Annotated in this window: 15 protein-coding genes and 1 other RNA gene; 4 read left to right on the top strand and 12 right to left on the bottom strand. The window is 34.6% G+C overall.

All coding sequences use genetic code 11. The features are described from left to right. Positions 1 to 221: 221 nt before the first annotated feature. The 5 genes from MHB58_RS16540 to MHB58_RS16560 form a co-directional block, all read right to left on the bottom strand. Complete coding sequence (locus MHB58_RS16540; RefSeq protein WP_340735660.1) at positions 222 to 1,199, bottom strand: hypothetical protein; 978 nt, start codon at positions 1,197 to 1,199, stop codon at positions 222 to 224. A 14-nt stretch (positions 1,200 to 1,213) separates the two neighbouring features. Beyond that, complete coding sequence (locus MHB58_RS16545) at positions 1,214 to 1,933, bottom strand: hypothetical protein (RefSeq protein WP_340735661.1); 720 nt, start codon at positions 1,931 to 1,933, stop codon at positions 1,214 to 1,216. Between the two features lie 127 nt (positions 1,934 to 2,060). Continuing rightward, positions 2,061 to 2,636, bottom strand: a complete 576-nt coding sequence (locus tag MHB58_RS16550; RefSeq protein WP_340735662.1) for a recombinase family protein — start codon at positions 2,634 to 2,636, stop codon at positions 2,061 to 2,063. 156 nt (positions 2,637 to 2,792) lie between these two features. After that, positions 2,793 to 3,629 carry an HNH endonuclease gene (locus MHB58_RS16555; protein ID WP_340735663.1) on the bottom strand — a complete coding sequence of 279 codons (837 nt, stop codon included), beginning with the start codon at positions 3,627 to 3,629 and terminating at the stop codon, positions 2,793 to 2,795. After that, positions 3,626 to 5,044, bottom strand: coding sequence for an ATP-dependent nuclease (locus tag MHB58_RS16560; RefSeq protein WP_340735911.1), 1,419 nt, complete (start codon positions 5,042 to 5,044; stop codon positions 3,626 to 3,628). Before MHB58_RS16560 ends, MHB58_RS16555 begins: the two co-directional genes overlap by 4 nt. Before the next feature lie 499 nt (positions 5,045 to 5,543). Between MHB58_RS16560 and MHB58_RS16565 the strand changes: the two genes are divergently transcribed. Next, positions 5,544 to 5,798, top strand: a complete 255-nt coding sequence (locus MHB58_RS16565) for a hypothetical protein (RefSeq protein WP_259420310.1) — start codon at positions 5,544 to 5,546, stop codon at positions 5,796 to 5,798. Positions 5,799 to 6,938: 1,140 nt separating this feature from the next. Here MHB58_RS16565 and MHB58_RS16570 read toward each other — a convergent pair. Together MHB58_RS16570 and MHB58_RS16575 are read right to left on the bottom strand one after the other, a co-directional pair. Continuing rightward, on the bottom strand, positions 6,939 to 7,220 hold the full coding sequence (locus MHB58_RS16570) for a hypothetical protein (RefSeq protein ID WP_340735664.1): 282 nt from the start codon (positions 7,218 to 7,220) through the stop codon (positions 6,939 to 6,941). A 225-nt stretch (positions 7,221 to 7,445) separates the two neighbouring features. After that, entirely contained in the window at positions 7,446 to 7,781 is a 336-nt protein-coding gene (locus tag MHB58_RS16575; protein ID WP_340735665.1) for a hypothetical protein, read from the bottom strand. A 142-nt stretch (positions 7,782 to 7,923) separates the two neighbouring features. Between MHB58_RS16575 and MHB58_RS16580 the strand changes: the two genes are divergently transcribed. Both MHB58_RS16580 and MHB58_RS16585 read left to right on the top strand, forming a co-directional pair. Beyond that, entirely contained in the window at positions 7,924 to 8,127 is a 204-nt protein-coding gene (locus MHB58_RS16580) for a hypothetical protein (RefSeq protein WP_340735666.1), read from the top strand. Between the two features lie 622 nt (positions 8,128 to 8,749). Then, the gene (locus MHB58_RS16585) at positions 8,750 to 9,418 is read left to right on the top strand and encodes a site-specific integrase (protein WP_340735667.1); all 669 of its coding nucleotides are present in this window, start codon (positions 8,750 to 8,752) and stop codon (positions 9,416 to 9,418) included. Between the two features lie 172 nt (positions 9,419 to 9,590). Here MHB58_RS16585 and MHB58_RS16590 read toward each other — a convergent pair whose 3' ends face one another. Beyond that, entirely contained in the window at positions 9,591 to 9,953 is a 363-nt protein-coding gene (locus MHB58_RS16590; RefSeq protein WP_340735668.1) for a cyclic-phosphate processing receiver domain-containing protein, read from the bottom strand. Positions 9,954 to 10,197: 244 nt separating this feature from the next. On the opposite strand from MHB58_RS16590, the gene MHB58_RS16595 reads away from it, so the two are divergent. Further along, entirely contained in the window at positions 10,198 to 11,340 is a 1,143-nt protein-coding gene (locus tag MHB58_RS16595; RefSeq protein ID WP_340735669.1) for a site-specific integrase, read from the top strand. 126 nt (positions 11,341 to 11,466) lie between these two features. On the opposite strand, the gene ssrA is transcribed toward MHB58_RS16595, so the two are convergent. The 4 genes from ssrA to rnr all read right to left on the bottom strand — a co-directional run bounded on the left by ssrA (position 11,467) and on the right by rnr (position 15,494). Further along, positions 11,467 to 11,823: a transfer-messenger RNA gene (gene ssrA, locus MHB58_RS16600) on the bottom strand. 159 nt (positions 11,824 to 11,982) lie between these two features. After that, the gene (locus MHB58_RS16605) at positions 11,983 to 12,327 is read right to left on the bottom strand and encodes a helix-turn-helix domain-containing protein (protein WP_340735670.1); all 345 of its coding nucleotides are present in this window, start codon (positions 12,325 to 12,327) and stop codon (positions 11,983 to 11,985) included. Positions 12,328 to 12,552: 225 nt separating this feature from the next. After that, the gene (gene smpB, locus MHB58_RS16610) at positions 12,553 to 13,017 is read right to left on the bottom strand and encodes an SsrA-binding protein SmpB (RefSeq protein WP_339263156.1); all 465 of its coding nucleotides are present in this window, start codon (positions 13,015 to 13,017) and stop codon (positions 12,553 to 12,555) included. Between the two features lie 68 nt (positions 13,018 to 13,085). Then, on the bottom strand, positions 13,086 to 15,494 hold the full coding sequence (gene rnr / locus MHB58_RS16615) for a ribonuclease R (protein WP_340735671.1): 2,409 nt from the start codon (positions 15,492 to 15,494) through the stop codon (positions 13,086 to 13,088). Between the last annotated feature and the right edge of the window lie 140 nt (positions 15,495 to 15,634).

The raw sequence follows: 15,634 nt of genomic DNA on the forward strand, positions 1-15,634 counted from the left end.
ATGCCAAAGTACATTTGTATTTTGGCACTTTTTCTTTCTCTATCTTTAAACAGGTTTTCACAATAAATAAAGGAATCGTTAAAACTAACCCCTTTCATTTATACAATAATCATAAAAATGCTTGGCAGATACCTTATTAGTATCCCAGCTACTGATATTGCTGGGGCTAGTGCTAGCTATCAATTATGTTGATTAGTGATAGTTTAATAACTTAACTTTAATCATTTACCTAAGCACTTTTCATTAAGCCACTTTTCTATTTCTTCATCATTATCCTTATCATATAATGCATATAAATCTTCATCAGTAATCATTTTAAGTAATAATGTCCTAACTAGCTGTTCGACCTCTACACACAAATCAGTAATCTTTTCTTCTGTTCTATATCTCTTTGGCATTGTATTTCCATGTACACAATTTGACCTAATAGAATATACATCACCAACTAATTTAAATATATGTATTCTTTCATCTATATTTTCTCCCAATATCCATGCTAACCTTTCTCTAAGTTTATGCGTTACCTCACTACTAGAGGTTGATAATAGTGTTTCAAATACAGTAACAAAGTTAGATATTCTAAGTGGCAAGAAACTTTCTGACCGTGCTACTTCAAGAAAGTAAAAACTCCTTTCGATTCTTTTAGATGAATAAATTGTTTCAGTAATTTGCGGCTTAAGTTCAAACCCTTTAAATTGCTTTTCTCTAATAAAAATCTTTTCGTTTAACTCTTTTGCCTTAAGAAGTTCTTCAGCATTAAAAATAACTTTTTCTTTTAAACCTCTCGCATTATAAAATGTAGTAGTCCTTATATTACTATGTGTTGTTCTATTAGTAGTATCCTCGACTTTTAAAAATCCAAACTCTGTATTTATACTATGGTCTTTAATCAACCATAATATATTATTAAAAATTTGTACTTGGACTAAATAATAATCAATTAACTTATGGGCATATTGTCCTTCATGTAGATTATCAATACTATCAATAACACCTTTAGCATAATAATATGGGCCATTTTTTAATTGTTTAAACTCCATACCTCCGATAGCATATTCAAAAAAATCATCTACGATATTCTGTAGTGAATCTGAGTTCGATATTCTTAATGGACTTTCATTTAATTGAATACCTTTATTAAGTACCTTAGAAATTTCAAGGTTATATGTAGCAGCTATAAAAGAATATTTTTGTTTCAATATGCACACACCCTTTATATGTTATTAAGAAAATTTCTTAATAGGTATTTTGCAATCACTAATAAATACGAATCCCCCAAATGGGCACCATAAAAATTCCTATAATTCAAAGAGTTTTGTACATGGGCACCTCCATTTTTATTAGCATATATTTTAATTACGTCTCTAATTGTAAAGTACTCAATAGTGTACCAATTAAACATATCACCTTGATAATTAGTAAAATCAAAGGAACTATTTTTCCCACAATCATGACTAAATCTAATTACACTACCAAGTTTGTTTATATATATTCTCCCACCAAAACTAGAATTGTCCTCAAGTCGTATACGGTTGTTGCATTTATCACATCTAATTTCAGAAGGTAATTCCAAAGGGATAACACATTCCATAATAACTTGGTCTAACCAACTTTCTAAATCTAGTTTAGATGCATTCAAATCAAATGTATTATTTAAATCCACGCCTTTAGTACCACCATGATATTCTACAAAGACTTTGTTTAAAGGAGAGAACTCGATTTTCTTTGATGGTACCCTCTGAAATAAAGCTTCATTATCTGTTAATAATATTCTTAATTGCTGCGATATTACTTTATAAAACGGCGAATGTTTCATACCTTGTCTTCCGCCCTCAATTAAGGCTACATTCACATTTAGAATCTCTTCGATATCTTTGATGTGCTGTGTTATTCCTATCTCAGTCAAAGCAAAATTAAACTCTTCAATTTTCATTTCAAAGTCCTCCTAATTCAAAATAACTTCTGCATATAATTTCGACATTCCCCAAATATTTACCTTTATGTTATGCAAGCTAAATCTCATATATTGGCGACTCACTTGATAATGCTTAATTCAATAATTATTCTGTTGTAGCTTCCTTTATTATGTTATAAACAGTAGCCCTACCAATCCCATACTCCTTTGCAATATCTATAGCACTTTCTCCCGCTTCAAATAATGCTCTAACATGCTTCTTAGTTTTTTCATCAATTGCAGGTCTTCCACCCACTTTTCCTCTCTTACGAGCAGCCTCTAATCCTGCTTTAGTACGTTGCTGAATAATATCACGTTCAAACTCTGCAAAGACAGCTAACATACCAAACATAGCTTTACCAGTTGGTGTTGAAGTATCAAATGAATCATGTACCGATACAAAATCTACTTCCTTTTCTTTTAATTTGTCTGTTAGCTCATATAACTCTTTTGTACTTCGTGCTAAACGATCTAGCTTATACACAACGAACAAGTCACCTTTTGTAGATGCTTTCATTGCATTGATTAATTCTGTACGCTCATTCTTACGGCTCGAGACTTTCTCTACATATAAAACAAGCTCTAATCCTTTCTGATCTGCATAATTTTGAATTGCTCGTTCCTGCATATCTAAATTCTGTTCTTCAGTACTTACACGACAATAACCAATAATTCTAGGCAAAATTAAACCCTCATTTCTATAAACTTATACGTTTTGTATACTTATTATAATAGACGAGTTTATAGACAGATTCCATAAAAAAAGAGAGCCTAAACGTTAATTCAAGCTCCTTCTTTAAATAGTCTACTAAACGATGGTTTTATGTACTATTATTAATTAAATTAGATTATCCCAAAACTCATCAGATTCTAATACAGATTTAACTAATGCATATTCCCAATTATTACATCCTACTTGTTGCTCAAGTACGTCTAAGTCGTCTTCTAAAATGGATTTCACCGCAACTATATTATTTCTTCCATTTATTTTTAAAATACAGCTTTTTCTAATACTAGACACCTTAGAATTAGCCTGCTTTATATACCTCTTCAATAAATATAATTTATCAAAGTGTGTCTCAATTCTTTGAAATATACTTGAATCAATTCCATTGTCATTCCTTAATTCAAAACTAATTTTTGGAACATCCGTTCCATCTGTATAGTCTAACTTTGCATATAGAAATTGTTCTTGAGGAATTTCATCAAAATAATAATTTAAGAATACCCTTGAATTGGAATTCTCCCATAATTCGCCTTTATAACTATTACATATACTACAACACGGAATTAAATTTAATGACAATACAGAGTATTCCGGAAACTCTTCTTTAGGCAGATAATGGTCAAAAGTTCCTGGTTCATTTATTTCACAATATGGACAATGTGCTTGATAATAAACTTCTTGTACCTCCTTAATTTCTTTTTTTAATTTATTTAAAGTAGCATTTTTTCCGTAGCATGAGATTAAATATTTTTTAAGAGTTTCATTATTTCTATAGTCAAGAGGCTGTGTAATAACTAATTCATTCTTATTCCTATTGTATTCACGATATCTTAAATACACATTTAATTTTCCTCTTAACAAAACTCTTCTCTTAACTAATTGTGTTCTATTAGTTATATCGTTATATACTTTAATAGGTCTTCTTTGAACTACTAATAAATTCTTCACTCCTCATCACTTCCCTGATACATGCTCTTTAAATATATTCGAGCATTAAAACTTAATTTACCACCAAACAAATTTATTATCTCTCCATAAGTGAAATTTTCTCTAAGTTCATTTAATATTTCCTTATAGTTACTTGGAGTACTTTTTACATCAAATACCTCTTCTGTAATATCTGATAGATTCTCTCCAAAGCTCTCGATATGTAAATTTCGGACTAAAGGTATATTATCAATTCTCTCAATAACGTTAATAAATTTAGAGGGAATTTCTTGTACTATTATAGGTGAATGGGTAGATATAATTGCATATGAATTAAACTCCGTTAAAATTTTATTAATCATATTAATAAGGTTAGAAATAGCGTTAGGGTGAAGATGATTTTCTGGTTCATCAAAAAGTAGCAGAGATTCCTCTTCAATTGTTACTAATATATCCGTCAAAGTCATTAGTAAAATATTTTGCCCAGAACTTAATTGAAAATCATCAATTAAAAACTTATCCAGTTCTTTTAAATTTTTATGTTCAAAAATTTCTTTAAACACTTCTATTAATATTGATTTTCTTTTCATTTTTATAATTGTATTGATATTTTTTTGAATTCTCTCTTTAATCTCCTTAGAAGTAAATACTCTATTTTTACTATCTCTGATTCCACAATATTTATAACTGAATGTTTTATCACTTTCTTTTGGTCTATCAAAATCATCAAATACACTATATGAAATAGCAATAATTTTACTGAAAGGAGGTCTTTCAGGAGAAAAACTATTTTTTCTAGACTTTTCATATCCACTTGCTATAGCCGCTATTTTGGCTAATATTTGAGTTTTACCAGTTCCGTTCTTACCAACTAATGCATTAATTCGAGATGGTAATATTTCATCTTTACTAAAATTAAAATTAATAACATGTGGCTCATTCGCATTCTCTAATTTATAGGAAAACGAAAATACAAAGTTATTTTGAATTTCAATTTTTTCAAACAATAAAGATGCTTCTTTTAATGCTTTTTCAGCCTCACTAAAACGTATTAATGAATCGTTGAAACCTTCATTATCTATAAATTCCCTATATATATCATCATCTATAGAAACATCTCTTAATCCTTTTAAAATTTCAAGAGCTATGTTTTCCCCAAATTCTAATAAATTTTTATAATAACTTATGCTTTGTCCTAAAGAACAATAGCTTTCGGGTAATTTATTAAATTTTTTCGGTGCTTTACTATATGTTGTAGTATCTGTTTCATGTAATACTTTAATTTCTCCTATATAATGCTCCTTTTTGTTTTCATCATAATAACGCATCTTAAATAGGGTTTTATAACCATTATCATCAAAATAGTCTCTAGATAATATCACGCTAGGATAAATATCAACTACATTTCTTACATTCGTATAATAATTAGTAAACACAAAATTCAATTTTATCCCCCTTAATAACAATTACTCATCAATTTTATTTTACCAATTTAAGGAGTTCAATAAAACTCCGATTTCATTTACCAATGCTAACCCATTATTCATTTACCCCACTGGAATAAATAGCATCTTCAAATTTTTCCACAATTACTATCAATTGAAGACCAAAATATTATGTATTTTAATGAATCCGTCATTTGAGGTAGCCGTATTATGTATGCCCTTGTTAAATTTAATTCTTTCAAATCAACACACCTACTATCTACTTATGCCCCCGATAGTTCCTTTAATTTTTTATACATGTCTGACACGTATCGTAAATGCGTATCCTACTATTTTGAGGAACTAGGCAACAATTACAATATGCGATATGTTCTGTAAGCCCCGTCAACTTCTTGTACTACACATCTAGCTCTAACAATTGGATATATGTTAATATGATAAAGTGGTTTTATTATCCATAAAATTCAAATATCCTTAAGGAGCGAGTACAATGGTCTTAGTATGTCATGAGTGTGATGAAATTATTTCAGATTTAGGCAATGGCTTAGTAGTTATCGTAAGAGATAGTAATCGAAATTATCATAGCGGTCACCTTGTTCACAAAGGAGATTGTGATAAAAAACTTGAAAGTAAATCTGAATACAAAGGTTTGAATACAAATTCATCAATGGAAATCAGCAGTTTAGGAAATGAAGATAATATTAATTATTACCTTTCAACAGGTGAAAATCCTTTTGATAGATAAAATTAAGAAAAATTTACTAGGACTTGTGTGTAGAAGTTATATGCAAGTCCTTTTTTGCTACCTTAATTACTCGCCTTTAAGGCCTCTAGTATGGCTCATGAGACACTACTGAAGCCATTACCAAATTGTTATGCCGTTACACTTTACAATGTAATACTAAGAAATAATGAGAGTAATCCATACACCCAATATGCAACTAGTTGATTTTTGAATATATTTATTACTCATTTCTTTTAGCTCATCAGCAAATCCATTATCTTTGTTATTCTTAAAGCTGCTTTCCGTCCCCCCATATATCGTCCTTTTCGGACATTAATAATAGAAAATATACCTTTAATTAATTCATTAATTTATCTGTTACTAGACGGTCGGCTACATTATATTTACCTTGTACCTACCCAATTTTTGAACACAAAAGAAAATGAGAGCAATTCATCGTTATTTTCTGCGATGGTTTTATAGACGTTTATTTCGTAATTGAAATGTGAGCCATATCGCAACCGAAATACTAGATCAATCTGGTAGATAAGATTATCGAGACAGCAAGTTTACTGGTAGGCTTTACACGCATTCTTTGCGGGTATAATTCACGTTTAAAAGGCCTAGTAAAAATGTAACTTAACATACATTTTACTAGGGATAAATCACACATACTTGAGAACATCAAAATTAATAATTCAATTCAAACCGTATAGAGAAAATTCAAAAATCATGCTATAATTTGGTGTGAATTGATTATAAATAAGACTGTTTAGTGGTGGTACACCAAACAATCTTATCAACAAGCAGAATCGTTTCAAAGGCGATTAGCGAGCAAAAAGTTAAAAATAAACCACTACTCAGCTTTGGGGGCGAGGGTGGTTTATTTTTTTTAGCAAAAGTAAATCACAATGCCATTACAAATACGATAAATGTTGAAAAACGTATAGCTATCATCATTGCTTTGCCCTTACCAACTGCTATACACCTCACGATTCTACAATACTAATGTCCGAACGAGTAATACACATGTATATTGAAGAGGGAAAGTATTTAATCATAAAAAAAGGCTTACCGATATTATATGACCAATAAGCATGAGACGAATTCAGATGGATAAGTTTGTTTTTAAAGTTAATTCTCGATTCAATTGAGAGCCTTTTAGTCAACGACCTCAAATTGCATCGTTTCAAAATTTAGCTCCATTGGAATGTAATGCGATACGATCATCATTAATGGAAATGCCAACGTCACTGTATAAGCATATACGTGCATGAATTGTAGCGGATCAACCTGTGCATATATTACCATCACCCAATGAGCGAGCACATACGGAACATAGAAAACGATAAAAAAGTAGGCTAATAATCTGGCGGTTTGTTGCATACTCAAATAAAAGCCTGATGCAATATATAATAACATGTCTCTTGTTTCTTCTTTCATAATACAATCGCCTCCATAATATCTAATATTTCTTCTATTATATTGTAAAAATGATGTACTGCCGATATTCTCTAATACACCATAAGACATGTTTTTAATTGTTTAGAAAGTAACTTTATACTATAACTTAAACAACAGCATATGCCCTTCGTGTTTATCCATGTAGTAAATCACCCCCCTACCCATTTTGAGCAAAATAGAGTAGATGCAAAATATGCATCTACTCTATTTTCGCCAATCAATGATCTCAATCGTTGCATTTGAAAGCTGATTGTACAAGATTAACCAATTGCCAGCGATATTTAGTTGAATCAATATTTCACCGTTAATATTTTTTCGAAATACAAGAACAATAATAGACAGTTCTTTATTTTCGTAACGCTCTAATACCCCAGCCTTCATCATGTAGTCATTAAAATGGCATTCTACGTATTGTTTTTCATCTAACTGAGCGTCAAGTAGCGTTCGTATCGTCTGAACCACATGCTTGTACAGGTTATGTGTATTGAATTCTTCTTGTAATGCTGCTGTTAAATCATGCTTAATTTGGTGTGCTTGCAAAATTATCGCTCCTTTCATAGTGTGTTCGTATTATCATTCTACATGCTTTGTCGGAATTTTTAACATTTATAAGTAATTATCGAAACTTTTGGGATTCTTAGTCGTAAATGTAATATGAGTTTTGAAGGAGGTGTGGTGTAGCATGAATTATAAAATATTTATGAAAGATAAATTTGACGGCAGTCTTGAAGAAGTTGATGAAGAAATATATCACAGTAAAGATGATGCTCAAGATGCTTTATCTGAAGTAATCAATAATTTTATGACAGGAGCAGAAGTACTTGAACTGTCTGGAAGAAGCTCTATAGATTCAAATGATTATGAATTTATAATCAAGAAAATTTAATTTCGGTAAAAGGGTAAAGGTTATTTTTTCTTTACCCTTTTTTTGTGAAAAAATCATTTAAGTTTTATTTAACTTTTTTTTAAACTACGTGGGATTTTCTAATTCAATCATCATGGACTTTAATACTACAAAAGATTTATAAGATATACATAACTATCTAATTAGACGTTCCCTAAATTAAACAACATTGCTATCTAACTCAAATGTTCAGAAGTAAACAATTTTAATTATTTTTACTTTAGCCTCTGTCCGACTTAGAAAGCTTATAAATAGCTGATTCTATGTATACGACACTTTTTTTTGAATTATCTTTTCTGGAAGAGTATAGAATATCGTATTAACACTTAAGCAACTTACACGGCTTAATAACACTTACTATCTATTACGGAGGAACAAACAAATGGAAAACTTAATTACACAAAGCCTTGAAAACATTGAAACAAAGCTTGAATTTACTCTTGATAATAACCTTGAACAAATCTTTGAAAAATGCTTATTGAACAGGGCGTAGTGGCAATTCAATTCGTCGCAGCAAGCGATTCTCCAAAACGGAAATCAATCACTTTTTAACCAATGTACAAGAATAAAAAAATAATAGAAAACACAAAAGGAGATCATTTTAATGACAACAATGAACAAAGCTGTAAAAGGTACAAAAAATCAAATCGAAAAATTATTCTATACCCCAGATGAATCGGACGAATTTATTCAAAAGTTGAAAGCAACAAATGATATATCAAAAATCGCAAGTTTTCTCTTGCTTATAAATTTAGGTTTACGCAAAAGTGAGCTTCTTGCACTGCAATGGCAAGATATTGATCTTCAAAACAAAACAATCCGTATTCACCAAGCCGTTGATTTTGACAAATTGAATAAGCCTTATATTAAAGTTACGAAGAACCATTATGAAAGAACACTTGATATTGATGATGAAACTTTGCAAGCATTATTTAAATGGCAGGAGCTCCAAGGAGAGCAATTAAAGTTGCAAAATCTTGAGCATCAAGGCGAAAAGCAGCTTATCTTCACAAACAGTAAAAATACCTTTTACAATAACTACAAATTAATCACTTGGTTAAAAAAGTTCCAAACTCAACACGGACTAAAACATGTTCCAGTTCACGGTTTACGTTACACTTGTGCTACTCGCATGTATTACCAAACAAAAGATGTTGAATTTATCCAACACCTCTTAGGTCATACAAATATAAAAACAACAATAGATTTATATATTCATTGCATCCCTGAATTAGGTAATATATTAGTAAAGTCATTTAATCAAACTGTATAAATGATTGTTAATTGAATCTCATTCCGTGCCAAAGTACATTTAATTGTATTTTGGCACTTGTTCTTTTTCTATTTTTAACAGGTATTCACTATAAGTAGTGGGGTACCTTATTTGATTGCTAGTGAGTACTCAATAATTTTGATGGAATGTTCTGATAATGTTTTGCAAATAACTAACCAGAGTACTTATTTTTAGTAATCGGATAATGGTAAATTTCAATATCTGAATCTATGAATCCTCTTCGCTTTGCCCCATGCAGCGTTTGATACATATTCTCTCTACCAACAGGGTTGTCCGTATGAATATATATTTTGTTTGCCCGTAACCCTTTTTCACAAATATATTTTACTAAATCATAACCTGTTGGCAATAGATTACCTTGTAGATCCTCTCCTAAATCATGGTCAAGAGAAAGTATCTCTACTTCGTGATTTTCAAGTAAGTGAATAGCTTCTTGAAAGGTTCTTGCAACGACAAAACCACTCGGACAATCTCTTAAATCATCCACATAGAGGTTTATTTTTGGTGTAACCAAAATAATCACATCCTTAATGCACAGTTTGTTCCAATTGTGTAGTGTAATAATAGATTTTGCAAACATCCAACCACTAATTACAAAAGCCTTTTTACTATCATCATTATTTCAACATTAAATGCTACCAAAATAAAGTTAGCTGATTTATTGGGAAACCTTTTTTTATACGCTATACTTACAATATAGTTAATCGTAGCATTAACTTTACCCCTAGTTTCCCTGTATGGTTCTAGGAGGCATTTCAATGAAAGACAATATTAAATCGTATACAAAAAAAGATGGCAAAACCTACTATATGTTTAAACTTTATTTAGGAATGGATAGCGAAACAGGCAAACAAATTCACGTTACTAGACGTGGTTTTCTAACGAAAAAAGAAGCTACCCTAGCATTAGCTCAATTAAGAGTTGAAGTTAAGAATGGGGAATATAAGAAGCCTAAAACTGAAACATACGAGGATATATATAATGTCTGGATTCAGCACTATGAAAGAACCGTTGAAGAAAGTACATTTGTAAAAACCTTAGGTATTTTCAAACATCATATTTTACCTGCAATAGGTTACTACCGTATTGAGAAATTGAGTGTAGCAATTTGCCAAAGCTTTGTTGATGACTGTTCCTTGAAACTAAAAAGGTTTCGAATGGTTAAAACCTACGCATCTAAAGTGATAGATTTTGCAATTAAGCGTGAGTACATCAGTTCTAATCCCTTCAAGCTAGTCGATCTTCCAAAAACCAAAGCTTCTACTGTATTAGATACTGAGGTTAACTACTATTCAAAGGAGCAGCTAATTAACTTTCTACAATGTTTAAAGCACTATGGTAACGCTCAAATCACCGCATTTTTCTATCTGCTTGCATTTTCAGGTATCCGTAAAGGTGAGGCACTTGCATTAACCTGGGCGGATTTAAATTTCGATACAAAGGAACTGTTCATTACAAAAGCTCTTTCAAGAGGTAAAAATAACAAGCTCTATATTAAATCAACGAAAACCGATACTTCACGCCAGCTTTTAATCGATGATGAAACATGCAGCACCTTATCTGAATGGAAAAAGATTCAGCAAGGTAAATTTCCAAATGTGAGGGACAAAAGCCAATTGATGTTTACAAACGAACAAAATGGTTTATTGCAGCAAACAGTTCCCAGAAAGTGGCTCATGAAAATCATCGACAATTACAACTTGCCCTATACACATGTTCACTCATTTCGTCATGTGCATTGCTCTTTACTTTTCGAAGCGGGTGCAAGTGTCAAAGAAGTACAAGAACGATTAGGTCACACAGATGTGCAAACAACGCTCAACATATATACGCACCTATCAAAACGTGCAAAAAACGATACAATTAATAAATTTGTGGCGTACTTAAACTCAGAATCTTGACCAAAAAGTAGCCAGATTTTTAGCCAGATTCCGATAAAAATCCCAGAAAACTCAATTCAACTAAAAAAGAAAAAACCCTTGATTTACAAGGGTTTTGATCACTCTAGACAACTCTAGAAAATTCATGAATGGAGACGGTGGGAGTCGAACCCACGTCCAGAAGCTCCAATACGCCGGCTTCTACGCGTGTAGTTTGTCTACTTGCAATTCGCGAGTTCTTATGCCGACAAACAGGCGTCCGAATCGCTAACCTGGAAATCTCTTACCGTTGACTCAGGTGGTGCCAACGATCGTATCCCACTTAAGTTGAACCCAGCGTAGTCTACATGGGCGATAGACAGGCTGAGTGCTACGCGCTATTAAGCTGCGAAAGCGAAGTTTTGTTGTTTGCCAGTTATTATATAACTTCCGTTGTTGACGAAGACGAGACCTCCGACGCGCGACCAGAGCTTGAACCACCCCTGTCGAATCCGTAACGTCCCCGAGTAGTAGTAAACCCGAGTTAAGTTCGGAAAAGAGCGAAATGCTCTTAAAAACGTGTACCGTATGAGTAGATACACACTGGCTAGTACAGTCAATTATATGACAAACCGGTTGAGCTTGCAAGTAAATCTGCTTCTCTCGTACACTGCCAATATTTTCTTAACCTTGTTTATACAGCTGGTTGCGGTAGTCAACGGGTGTCATCCCGTGGAAACGCTTGAACAATTGTGTAAATTCAAAGTAACCATTCATGCCAATCATTTTTGAAATTTCCTTGAAGTCCATTTCCGTATCTTCCAATAACCCTTCTGCTTTGTGTAAACGAACTTTCGTAATATATTCATTTACCGGCATCCCGACCTGCTGCTGGAAAATCATATTATAATTCGGATACTCGTCGGCAATTATTTCTTCGACTAATGCTAAACAATGCCCATGTACACTATACTTTTCAACTAAAATAACAACTTTATCGACCAGTTCTGCGTTGCGTAATCCATTCACTTGTGGAAATCCCCCTACGTATGCTATTGCCATTGACTAAAACACCCCAAATTCTGTTATCTCAACCTTACGTCTACATCATCTTACATTTGTACCCCCATTTTTTAGATTGAAAACCACTATTTTTGCCCGAAAAAAAGAGATGTGTTAAAAAATAAACAAATTCGTTTAACACATCTCTTTTGGTTAATTTATTAATTGCCGCTTAAAACAACGGATTACCGGTTATTGCTGGCGTTCCTTGAAAGCACGTTCCATGTCACGCTTCGCTTCTTTCTTCTTCATATCATGACGTTTATCGTAATCTTTTTTACCTTTTGCAAGACCGATTAGTAGCTTCGCATAGCCGTCCTTAATATACATTTTCAGCGGAACAATGGTATAGCCGTCACGCTTTACGGCACCGACTAATTCACTGATTTGCTTTTTATGTAAGAGCAGCTTGCGTTCGCGTAATGGGTCATGATTGTAGCGGTTCCCTTGATCGAATGGCGAAATATGCATATTTTTTACCCATGCTTCTCCGCCCATCACACTAATATACGCTTCCTTCAGCTGGACACGGGCACCACGTACGGATTTAATCTCCGTTCCTGTCAGTACCAACCCGGCTTCAATTGTTTCTTCTATGAAGTAGTCATGGCTCGCTTTTTTGTTTTGAGCTAAAACTTTACCTGCGCCTTTTGCCATTCGCTTTACACCTCTATTTTAAGTGGAAGAGCTATGATGCCGAAATTGCATCATAGCTTCACACCTTACTATTTCTTTTTACTTTTTTTCTTTTTGCCTTTTGCGATGCCTTCGTAAAACTTCGGCTTATCGCCTGACTTTCCTTCTTTGCGGCGCCCGCGTGGATCACGGTCAGACGAGCCTGAACGTTTTTCTTTCTCAGGGCGCGCCTTGCTTCCACCACGTGATTTACGGTCACGTTTTTCGCCTGTACGCTCATCATCTTTTTTGCGGCCTTCTCGGCGACCTGCATGAATCACTTTCGATGTTTGGCGACGAGCCGGACGTGGACTGCTCACCATATCGACGATTTCAAAATCGACCGAAGATTCCTCAATTACGACATTTGCAACACGGATTTTCACTTCATCCCCGATGCGGAACTGGCGGCCAGTACGCTCACCGATCATCATCATATGACGGTCTTCAAAGCGGTAGTAGTCGTCGGTCATATTCGAAATATGCACAAGTCCTTCCACCGTGTTTTCAAGCTCTACGAAAATACCGAAGTTCGTAATCGATGACACGATCCCTTCGAACTCTTCCCCGATTTTATCGAACATAAACTGCGCTTTTTTCAGTGCATCTGTATCACGCTCTGCTTCAACGGCACGACGCTCACGGCCAGATGTATGGTCCGCAATTTCATCCATTACCGCACTCCACTGTACAACCGTTTCCTTCGATGTATCGCCATTCACTAAATACGTACGAATTAAACGATGGACGATTAAATCCGGATAACGACGGATCGGTGATGTGAAGTGCGTATAAAACTCTGTCGATAAACCGAAGTGACCTAATGACTCGGCATAATATTTTGCCTGCTGCATCGAACGTAACAGCATCGTTGAAATAACTGGTTCTTCCGGCAAGCCTTCAATCGAACGAATAACTTCCTGCAATGCTTTCGGATGTACCGAATTTCCAGTACCTTTGATCATAATACCAAAATTTGTAACAAATTCAAAGAAGCGTTGTAATTTTTCAGGCTTCGGATCTTCGTGGATACGGTAGATGAACGGCAGCTCCATCCAGTGGAAATGCTCTGCAATCGTTTCGTTCGCTGCAAGCATGAACTCCTCGATCAGACGCTCTGCAACTGTACGTTCGCGTAACACGATGTCAGTCGGCCAGCCGTCTTCGTTCACTAATACTTTTGATTCCTTGAAATCAAAGTCAATCGCACCGCGCGCCATACGTTTGTTGCGTAGAATTTGCGCTAAATCAGCCATATCTTTGAACATCGGCACTAAGTTTTCATAGCGCTCCATTAATTCCGGGTTTTCGTCCGGATTTTCTAAAATGTTATAAACGTCCGAATACGTCATACGCTCCGTCGTTTTAATCACACTTTGGAAAATTTCATGTTTCACAACTTGCCCAGCCTGGTCAATCGTCATTTCACATGACAATGTTAAACGGTCCACCTGTGGATTCAATGAACAGATTCCGTTTGATAAACGGTGCGGAATCATCGGAATTACGCGGTCCGTCAAGTAAACAGAAGTCGCGCGTTCATACGCTTCCTGATCCAGTACAGAGCCTTGTGTCACATAATAGCTGACATCGGCAATGTGTACACCTAACTTATATGTGCCATTGTCATTTTTAACAACGGTAACGGCATCATCCAAGTCTTTCGCATCGGCACCATCGATTGTCACGATCACTTCATTGCGCAGGTCACGACGACCGACTAAGTCCTGTTCGGTAATTTCATCCGGTACATCGATTGCCGCTTGGACAACCTCTTGCGGGAACTCTGGCGGAATATCATATTTATAAAGGATCGATAAAATGTCCACACCCGGATCATTTTTATGACCTAAAATTTTCGTGATCATCCCTGTCGCAGATTTCGTTGCATCTGGCCAGTGCGTTACTTCTACAACGACTTTATGTCCGTCGACCGCACCCAGTGCATCCTCTTTTGCGATAAAAATATCCATATTCAATTTCTTATCATCTGTAACGACAAAACCAAAACCGCGATTCGCCTGGTATGTACCGACAAATGATGTTTTGCTGCGTTCGACGATTTTAACAACCGTCCCTTCACGGCGGTCACCTGATTGTTCCTTTAATACACGTACGAGCACGGTATCTTCATTGAGTGCACCATTAACTTCGTGTGCCGGGATGAAAATATCGTCCATGCCTTGTTCTTCCGGTGCGACGAAACCAAATCCTTTCGCGTTACCGATAAAGCGGCCGCGCAGTAAGTTCATGCGTTCCGGTAAACCGTAGCGATTTGAACGGGAGCGCACGATTTGTCCCTGTGCTTCCATTTTTACGAGTGTTTTGACTAACTCACGGAAATCATCCGCTTCTTCTAATTCTAGTGCATCTTCAATTTCCGATACGGTCATCGGTTTATAGCCATCGTCCTTCATCATATCGAGGACGCGCTGTTGTAATTCATTTTGTTGAGTCATGTATTATTTCCCTCCTTTGAACAGAAAATAAAGTTCAGGTTTATTTAAGAAGTGCTTCACAAGCCGTTGATTTCCGTTACGGTTACGCTTTCCGCGGGCGTGGCCTGAGCCAGTAGTCTCAGGCGTCACGCTTATCCCGC

It is taken from the genome of Solibacillus sp. FSL K6-1554, assembly GCF_038005185.1.
In the GTDB taxonomy this organism is placed as follows: domain Bacteria; phylum Bacillota; class Bacilli; order Bacillales_A; family Planococcaceae; genus Solibacillus; species Solibacillus silvestris.

Excerpts from the sequence above, each read along its gene's own strand:
- MHB58_RS16570 (WP_340735664.1), bottom strand. The coding sequence starts at position 7,220 with ATGAAAGAAGAAACAAGAGACATGTTATTATATATTGCATCAGGCTTT.
- MHB58_RS16585 (WP_340735667.1), top strand. The coding sequence starts at position 8,750 with ATGACAACAATGAACAAAGCTGTAAAAGGTACAAAAAATCAAATCGAA.
- rnr (WP_340735671.1), bottom strand. The coding sequence starts at position 15,494 with ATGACTCAACAAAATGAATTACAACAGCGCGTCCTCGATATGATGAAG.
- smpB (WP_339263156.1), bottom strand. The coding sequence starts at position 13,017 with ATGGCAAAAGGCGCAGGTAAAGTTTTAGCTCAAAACAAAAAAGCGAGC.
- MHB58_RS16545 (WP_340735661.1), bottom strand. The coding sequence starts at position 1,933 with ATGAAAATTGAAGAGTTTAATTTTGCTTTGACTGAGATAGGAATAACA.
- MHB58_RS16580 (WP_340735666.1), top strand. The coding sequence starts at position 7,924 with ATGAATTATAAAATATTTATGAAAGATAAATTTGACGGCAGTCTTGAA.
- MHB58_RS16595 (WP_340735669.1), top strand. The coding sequence starts at position 10,198 with ATGAAAGACAATATTAAATCGTATACAAAAAAAGATGGCAAAACCTAC.
- MHB58_RS16565 (WP_259420310.1), top strand. The coding sequence starts at position 5,544 with ATGGTCTTAGTATGTCATGAGTGTGATGAAATTATTTCAGATTTAGGC.